Origin of the sequence: Aquimarina rubra (assembly GCF_042684305.1) — a bacterium.
Lineage (GTDB): Bacteria > Bacteroidota > Bacteroidia > Flavobacteriales > Flavobacteriaceae > Aquimarina > Aquimarina rubra.
Genome location: NZ_JBHULE010000019.1, coordinates 175,432 through 191,803, shown reverse-complemented (window position 1 = coordinate 191,803; position 16,372 = coordinate 175,432). Strand labels below are relative to the sequence as shown.

At 32.7% G+C, this 16,372-nt stretch carries 20 protein-coding genes; 8 read left to right on the top strand and 12 right to left on the bottom strand.

All coding sequences use genetic code 11. The features are described from left to right. Positions 1 to 8: 8 nt before the first annotated feature. Genes ACFSR1_RS09325 through ACFSR1_RS09310 form a run of 4 tightly spaced genes read left to right on the top strand, consistent with a single transcriptional unit; the run spans position 9 to position 3,160 of the window. Positions 9 to 1,640, top strand: a complete 1,632-nt coding sequence (locus tag ACFSR1_RS09325; RefSeq protein ID WP_378291820.1) for a DUF6304 family protein — start codon at positions 9 to 11, stop codon at positions 1,638 to 1,640. Positions 1,641 to 1,684: 44 nt separating this feature from the next. Further along, a complete protein-coding gene (locus ACFSR1_RS09320) occupies positions 1,685 to 2,158 on the top strand; it encodes a hypothetical protein (RefSeq protein WP_378291818.1) in 474 nt (157 codons plus the stop codon). Between the two features lie 19 nt (positions 2,159 to 2,177). Further along, positions 2,178 to 2,459, top strand: a complete 282-nt coding sequence (locus ACFSR1_RS09315) for a hypothetical protein (protein WP_378291817.1) — start codon at positions 2,178 to 2,180, stop codon at positions 2,457 to 2,459. Positions 2,460 to 2,485: 26 nt separating this feature from the next. Further along, positions 2,486 to 3,160 carry a hypothetical protein gene (locus ACFSR1_RS09310; protein ID WP_378291815.1) on the top strand — a complete coding sequence of 225 codons (675 nt, stop codon included), beginning with the start codon at positions 2,486 to 2,488 and terminating at the stop codon, positions 3,158 to 3,160. Between the two features lie 89 nt (positions 3,161 to 3,249). Here the strand turns inward: ACFSR1_RS09310 and ACFSR1_RS09305 are convergent, their stop codons facing one another. From ACFSR1_RS09305 to ACFSR1_RS09260, 10 genes are all read right to left on the bottom strand, one after another. Next, on the bottom strand, positions 3,250 to 4,860 hold the full coding sequence (locus ACFSR1_RS09305) for an isocitrate lyase (protein WP_378291813.1): 1,611 nt from the start codon (positions 4,858 to 4,860) through the stop codon (positions 3,250 to 3,252). A 19-nt stretch (positions 4,861 to 4,879) separates the two neighbouring features. Then, positions 4,880 to 5,011: a hypothetical protein gene (locus ACFSR1_RS09300; protein ID WP_378291811.1), complete on the bottom strand. Its 132-nt coding sequence runs from the start codon at positions 5,009 to 5,011 to the stop codon at positions 4,880 to 4,882. An 866-nt stretch (positions 5,012 to 5,877) separates the two neighbouring features. Beyond that, the gene (locus ACFSR1_RS09295; protein WP_378291810.1) at positions 5,878 to 6,120 is read right to left on the bottom strand and encodes a hypothetical protein; all 243 of its coding nucleotides are present in this window, start codon (positions 6,118 to 6,120) and stop codon (positions 5,878 to 5,880) included. Positions 6,121 to 6,139: 19 nt separating this feature from the next. Then, on the bottom strand, positions 6,140 to 6,496 hold the full coding sequence (locus ACFSR1_RS09290) for a hypothetical protein (protein ID WP_378291808.1): 357 nt from the start codon (positions 6,494 to 6,496) through the stop codon (positions 6,140 to 6,142). Between the two features lie 185 nt (positions 6,497 to 6,681). After that, positions 6,682 to 6,936: a hypothetical protein gene (locus ACFSR1_RS09285; protein WP_378291806.1), complete on the bottom strand. Its 255-nt coding sequence runs from the start codon at positions 6,934 to 6,936 to the stop codon at positions 6,682 to 6,684. A gap of 11 nt (positions 6,937 to 6,947) precedes the next feature. After that, positions 6,948 to 7,364 carry an NUDIX hydrolase gene (locus tag ACFSR1_RS09280; RefSeq protein WP_378291804.1) on the bottom strand — a complete coding sequence of 139 codons (417 nt, stop codon included), beginning with the start codon at positions 7,362 to 7,364 and terminating at the stop codon, positions 6,948 to 6,950. A 30-nt stretch (positions 7,365 to 7,394) separates the two neighbouring features. Continuing rightward, positions 7,395 to 8,000: an SET domain-containing protein gene (locus tag ACFSR1_RS09275; protein WP_378291802.1), complete on the bottom strand. Its 606-nt coding sequence runs from the start codon at positions 7,998 to 8,000 to the stop codon at positions 7,395 to 7,397. Between the two features lie 165 nt (positions 8,001 to 8,165). Continuing rightward, positions 8,166 to 8,591, bottom strand: a complete 426-nt coding sequence (locus ACFSR1_RS09270) for a VOC family protein (protein ID WP_378291800.1) — start codon at positions 8,589 to 8,591, stop codon at positions 8,166 to 8,168. Between the two features lie 700 nt (positions 8,592 to 9,291). Then, the gene (locus ACFSR1_RS09265; protein WP_378291798.1) at positions 9,292 to 9,621 is read right to left on the bottom strand and encodes a hypothetical protein; all 330 of its coding nucleotides are present in this window, start codon (positions 9,619 to 9,621) and stop codon (positions 9,292 to 9,294) included. A 192-nt stretch (positions 9,622 to 9,813) separates the two neighbouring features. Continuing rightward, positions 9,814 to 10,239 (bottom strand): tellurite resistance TerB family protein, encoded by a 426-nt coding sequence (locus ACFSR1_RS09260; RefSeq protein ID WP_378291797.1) that lies wholly within the window; start codon positions 10,237 to 10,239, stop codon positions 9,814 to 9,816. Between the two features lie 93 nt (positions 10,240 to 10,332). Here ACFSR1_RS09260 and ACFSR1_RS09255 point away from each other — a divergent pair, with 93 nt between their 5' ends. Then, positions 10,333 to 10,959, top strand: a complete 627-nt coding sequence (locus tag ACFSR1_RS09255; RefSeq protein ID WP_378291795.1) for an RNA polymerase sigma factor — start codon at positions 10,333 to 10,335, stop codon at positions 10,957 to 10,959. Positions 10,960 to 10,973: 14 nt separating this feature from the next. Here ACFSR1_RS09255 and ACFSR1_RS09250 read toward each other — a convergent pair whose 3' ends face one another. Beyond that, positions 10,974 to 11,510 carry a mechanosensitive ion channel domain-containing protein gene (locus ACFSR1_RS09250; protein ID WP_378291793.1) on the bottom strand — a complete coding sequence of 179 codons (537 nt, stop codon included), beginning with the start codon at positions 11,508 to 11,510 and terminating at the stop codon, positions 10,974 to 10,976. A 93-nt stretch (positions 11,511 to 11,603) separates the two neighbouring features. Next, positions 11,604 to 12,443, bottom strand: a complete 840-nt coding sequence (locus tag ACFSR1_RS09245; protein WP_378291791.1) for a universal stress protein — start codon at positions 12,441 to 12,443, stop codon at positions 11,604 to 11,606. Between the two features lie 539 nt (positions 12,444 to 12,982). On the opposite strand from ACFSR1_RS09245, the gene ACFSR1_RS09240 reads away from it, so the two are divergent. Genes ACFSR1_RS09240 through ACFSR1_RS09230 form a run of 3 tightly spaced genes read left to right on the top strand, consistent with a single transcriptional unit; the run spans position 12,983 to position 16,368 of the window. Next, on the top strand, positions 12,983 to 14,449 hold the full coding sequence (locus ACFSR1_RS09240) for an arginine decarboxylase (protein WP_378291789.1): 1,467 nt from the start codon (positions 12,983 to 12,985) through the stop codon (positions 14,447 to 14,449). 13 nt (positions 14,450 to 14,462) lie between these two features. Further along, positions 14,463 to 15,404: an agmatinase gene (gene speB / locus ACFSR1_RS09235; protein ID WP_378291787.1), complete on the top strand. Its 942-nt coding sequence runs from the start codon at positions 14,463 to 14,465 to the stop codon at positions 15,402 to 15,404. Then, positions 15,394 to 16,368, top strand: a complete 975-nt coding sequence (locus tag ACFSR1_RS09230) for a deoxyhypusine synthase family protein (RefSeq protein WP_378291785.1) — start codon at positions 15,394 to 15,396, stop codon at positions 16,366 to 16,368. The genes speB and ACFSR1_RS09230 overlap by 11 nt, the downstream gene beginning before the upstream one ends. The last annotated feature ends 4 nt before the right edge of the window (positions 16,369 to 16,372 follow it).

The following is a 16,372-nucleotide window of genomic DNA, read 5'->3' as shown; positions in this document are numbered from 1 at the left end:
AAAATACAATGAGAGAATACCCAGCAACATATCAAGATAAAAGAGGCACCGAAGAAATTATTATAAAATCTGATGGCAGCGATATGTATTTTACCCTAAGAGGTATTGATTTTGAAGGTACAGATTTTGAAATGCTTACTGCAGAAGAAATAGATGATTCTAAATTTGACTATGAGATGTTTGCTGATGGTTCTGGAGATGTAACCAACTTTAAACTTACTATAACAATTCCTACACAATTTTACAATTCCCTATCCAACCAAATCTTTACAGAAAACTTAGTAGCGCATATAGAAGTAGGTGAAACTACTACGATTGATGGATTAGATAGCGAACTAACTAGTTTGCTATTAACGACATCTTTTGGTGAGTTTAAAGTTGAAAAAAAGCTCGAATGGATGGAAGATGCTCTAATTGCATTGCAAGATCAATTGCCTCCAAATATCTATTTAAAAACTTGTTTGAGTTGTAAGTACTCTAACTATCATCCTGTTGGAAATGGTATGTTTGGTGGGCTGTGTTGTTTCAAAAATTATAAAGCAGAGCTAAGACAAATGAACGATAAGCACGACTTAATGAATTTATGGACAGAAGAGAGCGTAAAAAATGAAAGCCTGTTTTTTGTACAGGAAACCTTTGATTGTCCAGAGCATCGACTGCCAACAGAAGACGATTGGTACTATAAAAGTTGGACAAAGTTAATTGCCAAAAACAAAGAAATAGAACTAGTAGAAAATACCTTATTTTATAAGGAAATAAATACTCTTTTACGAAATCAGTTTTCTGCTATCAAACAAACGATACATCACCGATATGAACAAGTATTAAAAGAAAGACAATTCTACCACGCATTACCAATCATTTGTAGGTTTGAATATGCTACTTGGGGAGGAAACAGACAATGGCGATTAGAATTAGATTTTGATGAGTATCAGTGGTCAAACGAAACAGTAAAACCACATTTTTTAAACGCCTTAGTGTATTTAAGCATAGGAAAAGAGTTGATTTATTTTAAATATCAATTGTGCAGTTCATTTAATGATGAGCTACTTCCAATGGAAGAAGAAAAAATTGAGATTCAAAAATTAAATGATACAGATTTTGTAACAGAAAAAATAGAAGAAGTACAACAGTTTTTAGATTGTTTACCAAAGCGTTTTATTAAGGAAATAGAGGAAATAGATTTTGATGATTTAGAGTTCTTAGAAGAGATGGAAGAATTGTATCAAGTAATCAACTTACATAAACTTAATGACACAAAAGAATTTCATGCACGAACCCAATTATTTCTTTTAGACGCCATAGCGTTGATGAGTATGCATATTAAGGACTATGAAAAAATCATACTAGAGTATGCCAGAAAAATGTATACTAAAGAAATACCATTCTGTATGAATACGCTGAAAAGCTTCCGAATTATTATAGCAAAAAAAAGGCTCAGTGAGGTTAATAATAAAGAGGAGAGAGTACACGTGTTAAATGCAATGAATGGATTTTTAACACCCTTTGAGGAATATAATGAAAATGATAAAATCGAAAGACCGTATGAACTTGAATACAAAATTGATTATTTGGTACAAGCAGGATTAGAATGGAAACAGTTAATTCCTTTATTAAAAGAACATTTCCCGGAAATTTAAAAAAATAGAGCTTTACAAATTAGAATTTTTAGAGAATGATGAAGATGAATAAAAAAATACAAGACAAATGGAAAGAAGGCTATCTACCGGGTTATGATTGCATCACCTATGGAGATGGAACGTTTACCATTGCGAATACCTATAGTGTTATTGAAACGGAAACTAAAAAAAACAAACGCTTTTGGTTTCCATTATGTGATACAACATTAGAAGGAATTCTGAAGTATGATGATGATATTTGGACCGAAATAGACATTTATCACGGTGCTTTTGAGTATGAAAATCAAAAATTTGTATTTGGTGATGGAGCTATGGGTAACGAAGGCTACATTGCTTCAATAACGGTAACAGGAGAATTAAATTGGGCTATTTTTTTTACATTTTCAAATCCCATAAACAAAGCCGAAGTGAAGAACGAGCACCTAATTTGTTATGGGGATACAGGTGCAATTATTGATATAGATTTAAACAATATCACCAAAATAAAAGTCATCCAACAAAATGATTGGGCAGAATAATAACCCTGCTTACTATTATATGGAAGAGTTATATATAGATTTAAAAAGTAGATACGGACAGGCAGAAATTAATCTGATAAATTTAGAAACGATTGAAGTATATTTTAGTAAGGCTAAAGAACCTGTAATTATTCAAAAAGGATCAGAATCAGGTTACTTTATGGTTTCATATCCTAAATTAACATCAGAACATAATGGAATCAAGGAGGAATATACTACAAGTCCTAAGGTGCTATTTGAAGGTTTGCTTTGGATTTTGAAAAAAGTAAATCGAGACGGTAAAGTACTGCCTGAAATTTAAAATGAAGTTATAAAAAGCTCACAAAATTGAAATATAACTTAATATCTATTTTACAACAATTATCTACTATTCATTTTAAAGAAATAGAAGGCAGCTTTACAACTCAAGAACTTTGGGAATGGTTACTTTTTGATCAAGAAAATAATATTCTGAACGAGTCCCTACTGATACATCAACCCTCAGGTGTACCTATCAAGGGTAGAAATATTGACTTAGACAAAACCCTAACCATTACAGGAGATTATTATTGTTTTACATATATAGACCATCAGCCAGCGTATCACCTACAAAAGCTGAAATCTCCTGATGAAGTAGCAAATTTAATACTATCAAAAAGCGGTGTAACCAATTCGTTTACAACTATAATGATTCCTATTGTTAAAGGAAAAGTGCGGCCTATTGTTTTAAAAGAAAACCTAACGCAAATAACATTAGAATTATTTAACGAAATACAACAGATACTATGTTGCTTTAACGGTACTAACTTTCAGGAACTATCAGAACAAGGATATAGGTGTTTGCTTGAGTATAAAAAATTGGGATTGTCCCAACAAAACACCTACGATACCGTACATTTTATTGCACAAGTTTATCAATCATTTGACTTAGAAGCTAAAAATGATTTAGCCGATGAGTTTTTAGATTATATCAGCGGTTATATAGGAAATAAAAAATATTGGATATGGGATAAACCATTGTAATTAAAAGGTGACATTGAAGGTTTTTGAACCAAAATAAGAAAGGTGACCTATGATTAGGTCACCTTTCTAAAATAACTTCAACTGAAGTTTTATTTATCTAAAGCCATTACTGGTTCTTCAGTAGTTGCTTTAATTTCAAATTGATTACTGGTATTTTTTTCTCCACCAGCTTTTAACGCTTTTTCACCTGCAAAGAACGTCTTATGATCATCTCCTAAGTCTGAACCTGCCATACGTTGGTGTTTTACACAAGATACTCCTTTACGTATTTCCTGACGTTGCACAGAATCCACATACGCTAACATTCCCTCGTCTCCAAAATAACCTTCTACCAGATCATTCATATGCAATGCCGTAGTATGGTATGTTGGCAATGTGATTAGGTGATGGAATACACCAGCATCACGTGATGCTTCTGCCTGGAACAATCGAATCATTTCATCTGCTCGTTTAGATAATTCAGTACCATCATATTTAGCGTCCATTAGCTCGGCACGATTGTAAGCAGATGTGTCCTCACCTTGCTCTACCATCAAATCAAATGCCTGCTGACGGAAATTGATTGTCCAATTAAAAGAAGGGGAGTTGTTGTATACCAACTTGGCATTTGGCACCTGTTCTTTTACGCGATTTACCATATGTGCAATTTGCTTCACATTTGGAGTAGGAGTCTCGATCCACAATAAATCTGCGCCATTTTGCAGACTGGTAACACAATCTAATACAACACGATCAATATTTGAACCGTCTTTAAATTTATATAAACCATTTGGTAATCTTACCGGACGAACTAATTTGCCATTACGTTTAAATAATACATCATTTTCGTTCACTTCTTCCATTGAAACTTCTTCTGCGTCAACAAAATCCATATACTGTGATGCTAAGTCTCCTTCCTCCTGAGAAACTGGTAGTTTTTGTGTTAAACCGGCACCTTCAGAATCTGTTCTGGCAACAATTACACCTTCGTCTACACCAAGTTCTAAGAACGCATATCGAAGTGCGTTTAACTTAGCTATAAAATCTTCGTGCGGAACAGTTACTTTACCATCTTGATGTCCACATTGCTTAGCGTCAGATACTTGATTTTCGATTTGAAGAGCACAAGCACCCGCTTCGATCATTTTTTTAGCTAGAAGATACGTTGCTTCTTCGTTACCAAAACCTGCATCAATATCAGCGATGATAGGTACAACGTGTGTTTCGAAATTATCGATCTCAGCTTGTACATCTTCACCTGCATCCAAACGACGAAAAAGATCATTTAATTCTACTGCATCAGCCTGACGCAAGAAGGTATAGATTTCTTCAATTAACTTAGGAACCGAAGTTTTTTCGTGCATGGATTGATCAGGTAAAGGGCCTAATTCTGAGCGCAATGCCGCTACCATCCAACCAGAAAGATATAAGTATGTTTTATCGGTTGTGCCTTTATGTTTTTTTACGGCAATCATTTTTTGTTGGGCAACAAAACCGTGCCAGCAACCTAGAGATTGGGTGTAGTTTACGCTATTAGCATCATATGCTGCCATATCTTTACGCATAATAGAGGCTGTGTATTTAGCAATATCCAATCCTGTTTTAAATCTGTTTTGTACCGCAATACGGGCTGCATTTTCTGGTTTTATGGTAGCCCATGTATTTCCATGTTTTGCTTTTAATGTGCGTACAGTATCAAGTGCCGAATTATAAGTAGTCATAATGTTATTGATTTAAATTCTATTTTACGGTTAATGTCTTTGTTTGAAACAGTTGTTTTTTCTGGACGCTGTAATCATACGTATTGTAATCAATCGTATTATTAATAGCCCAATTGGTAACCAGTGTCTTAGTTTTTACTTGAGATTTCATCCTTCCTGATTTTGTTTTTATTAATAATTTGAATTCCAATTGCTACTTAGTAGCGTCTACCAGATTCTTTTTTTTGTAATACTCTTTACCAAGTGATGTAGTAAATTAATTACAGGACAATATTATAAAAAAGTTTTTGATAAAAAAAGCGAACGTTCGCTAAATGTATAAAAAATGTGAAAAATATAAATTCGCAAAAAAGAATTTTTCGCTGAGTAGAAATTATATAAAGGAATTAAAATTTAATTATTTTTGCTGATAATCAGTTATATATAACTATTCTTGTAGCTTTTCTTGTTTTGAAGCGATGTAAGTTTTTTAGTTTTTGATTGCTTCAAATTTTTTTAGAATTCGGAAAGAATATGTATGCTAAAAATTGATAAGATGTTCTTTTTTTTTGAAATTTGGTGTGTCTTATGATCACATTTAGTCATCAATTCTGATGAAATTTAGGTGAATTTAGAAATGTAATAACTAGGATCATTTGATAAATTCTATGTCTTTTTTAGGGAGATGGAGTTAATAGGATTCTTAATCATTTATACGAGTTTTTTGTGAGTTTTAAAAAAAGGTACAATGAAGAAGCTGATGTTTTTTGTGACAAAATTAGTCTAAGGGACTTTTGTATTGATGTCTTTTAAAGCTGTAAAAAGAGCTTTAATTTTGGATAGAGTCCAATTATTATCTTACGCAAATATTCAAGTAGATTGAAAAGAAAGGAATGATGCAATTTTTAAGTTACCTAACTTAATCCTATTAATACTTTTACCTCTTAATTGATTTTGAAAATTTTAATGAAGGCCGTTTAAACAAAAAAAGTACCCATATTATTCCTATGGGTACTCTAATTCTCAATCACGGTTTAATTATTCTTCTACAGAAAGAGTGTCTAATACTTCTTCAGTTTCTTCGATTTCATTTTCTTCATTCTGACCTTCAATTTCGATGTCATCAGATTCTGAGTTTTCATCTTTAGAGGTTTCTTCCTCATTCTGAGGGACTGCTTTTTCTGTTTGGGTTTCTTCTTTTATTTCTTTTTTAGTGTCTCTGCAGGAGACGGAAAGCACTAAGAAAAGAGCTATAACCCATAAGTTTTTATTTATTTTCATTATAATGATGTTTTTGATGTTAATCTAATAATTCCAAGTCTATAATAGTTCTAACTGTATATGCCTGTTCATCGCCATCTTCATCAACTTCTGTTTCTGTTTCAGAAATGAAGGTAATGCTAAATGTTTTGCCATTGTACTTTTCGTCACTTAGATTGTATTTTGTTAATACTCCATCATTTGCTTTAGAAAAAAGCATAATATCTTCTTCATTGTTTTCATCAGTAATATTAAATATGAAATTTTCTCCATCAAAAGTGTCGAATACTCCTGTTATAGTTTCCGTGTCCTGATCAATGCTTTCTTGTGCATTTGTCTGTGGGCAGCAAAAAAATAACAGGATCATTGTGCATAGTGTATATATTGTTTTTTTCATTTTATCTAAAATTTAGTTGTTATTCTTATTTATTGTTAGGATCCAGATTTTTGTCACGTCAAGTCTGGGGCTTTTAGTAAGTTGTCTTACAGATACGTACGTGTGACGGGTAACTTATTAACTGTTTTCTAAATTTTATTTTTGAGGGTTTCTGTGTAAAAATTTGATTCTTAATTGATTCTATTTTAAGCAAGTTCTAATTTTTCAATTTTATACCATATAAAATCATCATCATCATCCTCTATGTATTCGGAATATGTAATTTCAAAACTTTTACCTTGGAATACATTAGATTTAAGGTCAAATTTCCTGATAACTAAAGGAGATGCCTCTTCAAACACTAGTGTATCTCCGTTGTCCATAATAAATTGGAAGTAACCGTCATAGTATTTTTTAAATACTCCGTACTCCACATTTTGGTTAATAATAGAGCCTTTCATTTGTATTATCTTTAATGATTAATTTTACAAGGTTTAAACAGTTCTTTGATTGTTTTTCTATCTGATTTGCCCAAGAATTTTACGGCATCTTTCCAATACACCCAATCGATTTTTCTAAACTTATGAGGTTCTTTAAGGATAAACGGTTTTGTGTAATCTTCACAAACAAAGTAATGTTTGGAAAGTCTTTGCTTATTGTCCAAATCAATAGTAATCGCACTATGGTATTTAAGATCTTTTGAAGAAAGTTTAACAGATGTTTCTTCGTAGGTTTCCCTAATCAAGGCTTCTTCAGGTGATTCTCCTTTTTTTAGAAAACCACCTATAAGTCCATATTCAAGTTTATCGCTAACTTTTTGGAATACTAGTAACTCATTTTCTTTGTATATGATGAGTCGTGATTTTTCTCTATGCTTTCTTATTTTCATTTGTTTTGCGGTTATATATTCTACCCTTGTTTATTGGATTATCTGACCGTTGTTCCTTTCGTAATAATTGGTTCTTATAGATTCCATTTTCGCTTCACCTTTTTCTATAAGTAAAATGAGAGACCATAGGTCCTGGTCAATTAATTCCAGCAAAGGCTGTTGAACTTTTGAAACATGTCTAAAAGCACTGAGAAGTTTCTTGTCCCAGAGTGCATGATATTTCAACAAGTCATCAGGATACACTATTTTGCGTTTTGTACCTTCTTCTATTCCTCTAAAGGGGCGATCTATATTAAGATAACCATAATCATCGGTTAGCTGTTCGCCAGGGTAAATGTCTCGGATCGCAAGTTCAAAATTATAGGCAGTGGTAAGGCAATTTGCATTAAAACTATGATTTACAAACCTTCCGTTGTCCCAACATAAAACAAGATTTCCTCTGTTATTTTTGTAGGCATATGTCTCAAAGATATCTTTGTAAACAGGTTCCATATTTTCTAGTTCGTTTGGAGTAAACTCGCGATCCAGCTTATCCAAGACCCAAGTGATGGTGCCTTTTGGAATAAATTCTTTGGCTACCACTCCGTAGCCGATATCGTTATTGATAAATTGTATTTCTGTTTTTGGATGTATCATCTGCACCTTGTTTTAAATCGAATTGATGAGCGCTTTTTTTTACGTTTTAATCTTAGTCTAATATCTTCTTACTCGAAATATCTGTTTTGCAGTGTTCTTTACTAATTATAAGCTTGGAACAGTATGCTCGTATAGAAAAAAAAGAAATTTCGTTTATCATGTTTATTAGGATGGTTGTATAGCAAATAATTCATCTTTGTTCTTAAAATTTTTAAACTCTACCATGTATCCATTAGGGTCTTTAACAAAAAAAGATTCATGTTCTCCTACATTATTTTCGAAAAAAGTCGCTTTTTTAGTCACTTCTAAATTCATCGAGATTAGTCTCAGATATAGCATATTCCATCTTTCGGAGTTAACGATAACTCCAAAGTGAAAGGATGGTAATACTTGATCACTTAAGCGATAGCTTTTAAAATTGAAATCAAAAACCCCGGCCTTGGTAAAAGTTATTTGATTTCCCCTCAAATTAATATCAAGCCAGGTATTTGAAGATCTTCCTAGTTGAGCTCCAAGTTTATACACGTAAAAGTGTTTTGTTTTTTCCAAATCTTCACAAGGAAGAGCAAGGTGGAATGAGGCATTTTTCATTGTTCGTCATTATTGTTTTATTTTCTGGTTCATTCGTGTAATATGTATTCCTTTACATTACTTAAATCATCATATATGTTAATATTTATTCTAGAATTTTGTGAGAATGAACCAGGTATCTTTACTAAGCTGCATTTTATTTATTCTCCTCAGTCTATTTGGAATTTGGTTTCATCAATGTATTTACCAAAAACTAGAAAATCAATGATTAATAAACTTTTATAGTGGCAGCATATAGGTGTAATTGAACGTGGTACGTTCAAAAAATTGAAGTGCGGAATAATATTTTTTAGAAGTCAGCCTTAGAATTCGGTTCCCCATCCCTGAGGCAGCTTTTGGAGTAGACTTCTTTATCACCCTAAGCCCGAATCTGAAAATAGTTTCCATTTATGTAGGCAATGCGTCTGTATTGATCAGACTCATTATCGATTATATCAAATGTAATAAAAAAGTAATATCGCAATCAATTTTTCTTTAAAAATTCAACAGTATTACTTGATTTAAATGAAATCAAAGAAGATAGAAGCAATAATACTATTTATGAATTTATAGTGTTCAACATCGAAACGTCTCGAAAGAGTTAATCTTGTTTGCAGGTTGGATGAAATAAAAGTAGATGTATGTAAAAAAAGCTTCAGAATGTTTCTGAAGCTTTTACTTGTTTGTCAAAATTGATAAAAATAAGTTGGTTAACTTTTGTTTACGGAGTGTCTTCTCCTTCACCAACAGGTTCTTTTCCGGTACTAAGCGATCCCCATTTTAGAGTAGTATGAAACTTGACGTACACCGGATCTTCATTTCTAAGCGTATCAAGCAATGTTTCCATTTCTGCTTCGTGGAAATAAATATTAAGGATATTATTAGAATGCTGTACATTTTGTGGTAATGCCTGTCCATCCTTTATAATTCCAAAATATCCCAGGTATTTATTATTTGCATCATACAGATATAAAAATCCTATCTGTTTTCCTCCTGAATAATTACTAATAATTAAGGTGCTATAGTCCTTGATTTTGTGTGAAACTACCATTTTTTTTGTTTTAAGAGTTAAATTTTATGTAAGCACAAAAGTAGACTATGAGTTTCTTAAAAAATAGAGTTAAATGACTGATTTTTAGAAGGTTGTTTTCCCTTTTTTAGCGCCAATTATTAAGACAAGAGTATTCTGTCAAAATTTAATTATTTGTACTGGTTATAGTTGAAACTGAAAATCAACAATATCCTATTCACGCTCCACTAAATATTGATACTCTTCAAAATCAAACTTTCCTTGAAAAATCCGGATTGATTTTTTAATTAGTTTCAGAGCCCTTTCCTTAGAGCATCCCAGACCAATTGCATAATTATGAATCAATTTCATTTCTTCCTGATCAATAAAATGATCTGCAAAAATCATTTTGAAAAGGTCAAATAAATGCTGCAAACGTTCTTCTTTAGAACTCACAGGAATTAAAGGATACTTCTTAGGGTCTTTAAGGACCTGATCGTATTGTTCTTGGTTAATATTTAGTTTTTCAGCAAACTTGGCTACTAATTCTTTTTCATCATCATTTATTTCTCCGTCTATAAAAGCCATATTTACAATATTGGCAAAGTGCGCAGTATTATTCTTCTGAATGCCGGATTCGTATATTTTTGATATTGACATAATTATTAAAAGTATTGTGTTTACTTTTAAGACACAATATGCCGAGTTAGGTCACATTTTTGCTATATTTAGTAAGTTATTAATGTTACGAAAATGAACTCTGTTAAGGATATAGTTTCCATACTTGAAGAAAAGAAATCTAGCATTCTACTTAAGGATGCAAAAGACTTAACAGATGAGAAGTTAGTAGAGCAGATCAAAGGGTCTCAGAATCAGCTTTACTTTGGTGTAATATACGAACGGTATCATAAAAAAGTCTATCAGAAATGCTTTAGTTTCGTAAAGAGCGAGGATGAAGCTGAGGATCTTACACAAGAAGTATTTATTAAATTGTACCATAAAATTAATGGATTTGAGGGCAGAGCAAAATTTTCTACCTGGTTGTTCGTGTTTACCTATAATTTTTGTGTGAACTACATTAGTCGTGATAAAGAAAAAAAAGTATCAAGTATTGCAGACAGGATAAAAAATAAGGAATACAAAATATCATCTGAGGAATCTGAATTAGATGAGGATTTTTTCGAAATTAAATTGTCTAAACTGGAGAAGGCTTTAGAAATGATTAATCCTGAAGAAAAAGCGATACTGATGCTAAAATATCACGATAATGTATCTATAAAAGAATTACAGACCCTGTTTGGAATAAATGAAAGTGCTTTAAAAATGCGATTAAAAAGAGCCAGAATTAGGGCTGTAGAAGCACATAATAAAATCGCCTAAATTACAGATGCCGATTAATCAAAATGTTCTTCATCATTTTGTTCATCTTCTATACTCTTTTCTCCTAATATTTCAATTCCTTTCTGAATAACCAGTGCGTTTGGTAATGTAATATCACGACCATCATCGGTTTTCATAAAAAGATAAAAACCCGTAATATCTTTTACGCGTCCGGTCCAATCAAAATCTTTATCCAGTATTCTGATTCGATCACCAATCCTCAAAGGATGACTAAAAAATAAAATTACACTTGCCGTCAAATTCGAGAGAATAGACCATTGAGCAAAAAAACCAACACCAAGTACCGCTAGTATAGAAGAAATAAACAGAGCAAATTGCCTATGATCAACTCCCCAAATGAGTGCGAGTAAGGATCCCCCAGTTATATAAATCGCAAGATAGCTTAAATTGAATATGATTTTTCGACGATTGACATCTATGGCTTTCACAAAACTAAATCGTCTAATAGCTCTTTTAGTTATCAGTATTGTCAATATAATGGTGGCAACCAAAATTAAAGTTAAGAGCAATTCCTGTTTGTAATGTAACATATGAGTTAGTAAAATAGTTTGAAATGTTAAGCACAAAAATAAGATGCTTTATCCAAGAAATAATACGTATTAAACGGTTATTTTAAAACGCCTTTATTTTAGCTCGGATAAAATTAATAATGGTAGAGGGCTATTAAAGCTTATTTTGTCTACAACGTCCTCTTGTAATAGTTTTTGGAAAAAATTATGTTTATGATGTACCAGAGCAATCAGATCACTTTCTGTGTGTTTAGCAAAATCTTTTAGTGCATTCGTCTCTGATGTTTCGACGTCGATTTTACAAAAAATATAGTCTAAGTCACTGAATAGCCCTTTTAAAATTTCTTTGTTTTCTTTTTGACGATCTGTTAAGTACTCTTCTTGCATAATTCTTGCAATATTTATTTTGGCATTATTAGCTACAGCGATGTCAACTAATGGAGTCAATTCTTCTCTAACAAAAGCTCGTTTAAAGTTTGTTGAAAATGCAATTAAGGATGGTGGTTTTGGAATATAATTTTGTGGAACAACAATTACTGGGCAGTTTTCGATACCATTAATAACTTTCACAGCATTACTGCCAAGAAATACTTCTTTACTGCCTTTTGCTCCTTTGGTCCCCATAACTATATAGTCGATTTTGTTAGAAATAACCACAGCATTCATCACTTTAACCAAACCTCCTATTTTAGAAATTATTTCAAAAGAGTGTAGATCATCGTTATTTTCTTTCTGGGCGATATTCAAAAAGTCTTTTAAATCCTGCTCTTCATTACCGGACATTTCATCAAGGATAGAAGTATTATGTTCGGTACTTAAAAGATTTGAAGGGGCACTGATATATACGTGTAATAAATAAAAGGTAGTTGCATGACCCGAAAATAAGGTCTTTGCGTAATTTAATGCATTGTACGCATTATCCGAAAAATCTATAGGTATTAAAACTTGCTTCATGGTAATTAGGTTTTATTTACTATTAAATGTACAAAATTAAACTCCATACCAACTGATAGATAGAGCTTAAGATTTTGAATATGTTTGACACAGAATAAGAGTCTAAGTCACTTGATGTAAGTAATTTGAAAAAATTCAAAAAAAAATTCAAAAAAAGTTTTTGAAGTCACTTTTTTATTACATTTGATTTTACAAATGAGTCATTTAATAAGACGCATTGCCTACATAAATGAAAACGTATTTCAGATTCGGGTCTAGGAGGATAAAGAAGTCTGCTCCAAAAACTGCCTCAGGGATGAGGAACCGAATTCTCAGGCTGACTTCTGAAATGTATATCAATTTGATTAGATCTTCAGAACGAATATCATTCGTTCCCCATACCGTTTCTATTATTCGAGTGTGAAAAATAGAATGCTCACGCATTAACATTACAACTAACAATTTTAATTCTCTAATCTCCTTTCATGAAATTAATACTTCGGTTTTAGGTTTTTGTGACTATGACCAAGGTTGAATTTCATCTGTAATAAATAATAAAGATGAAAACAAAATACATCGATCTTATTGATCAAACTTTTTATTTTCCACAGGAAGAATTTACTTTACAAAATAATGAATTGCATTTTCACGGTGTAGATCTTATGGCTTTGATAGCGCAATATGGAGCACCTTTAAAATTTACATATCTGCCCAAAATATCCGAGAATATCAATAGAGCAAAGAGCTGGTTCGAAACAGCTATAAAAGCAAATAATTATGCGGGTAACTACAACTATTGTTATTGTACTAAAAGTTCTCATTTTAAGCACGTATTAAACGAGGCTTTAAAAAATGATATTCATATAGAAACCTCATCGGCTTTTGATATAGATATTGTCGAAAATTTAAAAGCTCAGGGTAAAATCACCAATGATACCTATGTGATCAGCAACGGATTTAAACGAGATAGATATGTTAAAAACATCGCTCGGTTAATTAATAACGGGCATCACAATTGTATTCCTATAATTGATAATTATGAAGAACTAAATCTATTAGGAGATGAGATTGAAAAAGATTTTCAGGTTGGTATCAGGATAGCTTCAGAAGAAGAACCAAAATTTGAATTTTATACTTCGCGTTTAGGAATCGGATATAAAAATATCGTACCATTCTATAATGATCAGATAAAAGGAAATCCAAAAGTGAAACTTAAAATGCTTCACTTCTTTATTAATACAGGGATTAGAGATACTGCTTATTATTGGAACGAATTATTGAAATGTCTAAAGGTTTATATCAACCTTAAGAAGATTTGTCCTAGCTTGGATAGTTTGAATATTGGTGGCGGTTTTCCTATTAAGAACTCTTTGGCATTTGACTACGATTATCAATATATGATCAATGAGATTGTTAACCAAATCCAAAAAGCTTGTGAAGAAGCAAGAGTAGACGTTCCAAATATCTTCACTGAATTTGGTAGTTTTACAGTAGGTGAAAGTGGAGGAGCCGTTTATGAAGTCTTGTATCAAAAGCAACAAAACGATCGCGAAAAGTGGAATATGATCAATTCGTCTTTCATAACTACTATGCCTGATACCTGGGCGATAAATAAGCGTTTTATTATGTTGGCTATTAATCGATGGGATCGCGAATACGAACGGGTATTGCTTGGTGGTCTTACCTGTGATAGTGATGATTATTATAATTCTGAGCAGCATATGAATGCGATTTATCTTCCAAAATATAAAAAAGAAGAGCCATTGTACATTGGGTTTTTCAATACAGGAGCTTATCAAGAGACTATTGGAGGTTTTGGAGGTTTACAACATTGTCTGATTCCGCAGCCTAAACATATTTTGATAGATAGGGATGATCAGGGTAATATCACTACAGAAGTTTTTGCTCCACAACAAACATCAGAGCAATTACTGTCGATTCTTGGATATCAAAATATGGTATCTGAATCATCTGATGAGCAGACCAATGAGAAAGTATTATTACAATCAAGTAATCCATTAATTTAAGTACCATAATACCATGAAAATTGACAAAACATATGCTGGTATCCAACAACAATATGCTAGCTATGAAAAATCTAAAGTAGTATTAATTCCTGTGCCATATGATGGAACCAGTACCTGGGGAAAAGGGGCGGACAAAGGTCCTGAAGCATTTTTACATGCTTCTGAAAACATGGAGCTTTACGACATAGAAACCGATACTGAGGTTTATAAACAAGGCATTTACTTGGCAGATGAAGTGACCGAAAACAGTTCTCCAGGTGCTATGGTAGAGGCTGTACATAAGACGGTGAAAGAAAATATCAAGCGTAACAAATTTGTTACCATGTTTGGGGGAGAACATTCTGTTTCTATTGGAGCCATTCGTGCGTTTAACGAATGCTTTGACAATTTAACCGTTTTACAGATTGATGCCCACGCAGATTTAAGAAAGGAATATGAAGGCTCTCCATTTAATCATGCCTGTGCTTTATACGAAGCGAATGAAAATACGAATCTGATTCAGGTTGGCATACGAAGTATGGATGTTGCAGAAAAGTCTATTATGAATGAAGAGAATGTATTCTTCGCACATGAAATGGCTACAGATGATTATTGGATGGATAATGTGGTTGATTTATTGGGAGACAATGTGTATATCACTTTTGATCTTGATGCATTGGATCCATCTATTATGCCTAGCACTGGTACACCAGAACCCGGAGGCTTATTTTGGTATGAGACCCTTGAGTTTCTAAAGAAAGTATTCGAAGAAAAAAACGTAGTAGGATTTGATATTGTAGAACTATGCCCTAACGAAATTGACAAATCATCTGATTTTCTTGCTGCAAAACTCTATTATAAAATGTTAAGCTACAAATTTTTAAAGAAAAATGAAGACGAAGAGAATGATAATCTTTACACCTTCCAAAAAGAAAATAATATCAATAAATTAAAGTACGATCAGGATGAAGACTAAAGGAGCCATCTCTCAATTTATAGAAAAGTATTATCTGCATTTTAATGCTGCGACCGTTGTAGATGCTGCTAAGTCTTATGAAGAACAAATTAATAATGGGTCAAAGATGCTAGTTTCGCTTGCAGGCGCAATGAGTACTGCAGAATTAGGGAAAATATTTGCAGAAATGATTCGTAAAGATAAAGTTCATATCATATCCTGTACGGGAGCAAATCTGGAGGAAGATATTATGAATTTGGTAGCGCACAGTCATTATCAAAGAGTTCCGGATTATAGAGATCTTACACCTCAACAAGAATGGGATTTGCTAGAGAAAGGTTTGAATAGAGTCACAGATACTTGTATTCCCGAAGAAGAAGCTTTTAGAAGGCTGCAGCAACATATTTTTAAAATCTGGAAAGATGCTGAAGAAAATGGAGAACGATATTTTCCGCACGAGTTTATGTATAAAATGCTGTTATCAGGAGTATTAGAACAATACTATGAAATCGACATCAAGGATAGCTGGATGTATGCAGCTGCAGAAGCAAATTTACCAATGGTTGTTCCCGGATGGGAAGACAGTACCATGGGTAATATTTTTGCTAGTTATGTGATGAAAGGAGAACTCAAGGCTAGTACCATGAAGTCAGGTATCGAATACATGACTTTCTTAGCGGATTGGTACACGGATAATTCTAAAAACGGCATAGGATTCTTTCAAATTGGAGGAGGTATTGCAGGAGATTTTCCTATTTGTGTGGTGCCAATGTTATACCAGGATATGGAGCGAACCGATACACCTTTTTGGAATTATTTCTGTCAAATTAGTGATTCGACCACAAGTTATGGTTCCTATAGTGGAGCTGTGCCCAATGAAAAAATAACCTGGGGGAAACTGGATATAAATACTCCAAAATTTGTTATAGAATCTGATGCTACCATAGTAGCACCGTTAATATTTGCTTATTTATTAGACATGTAGAGAT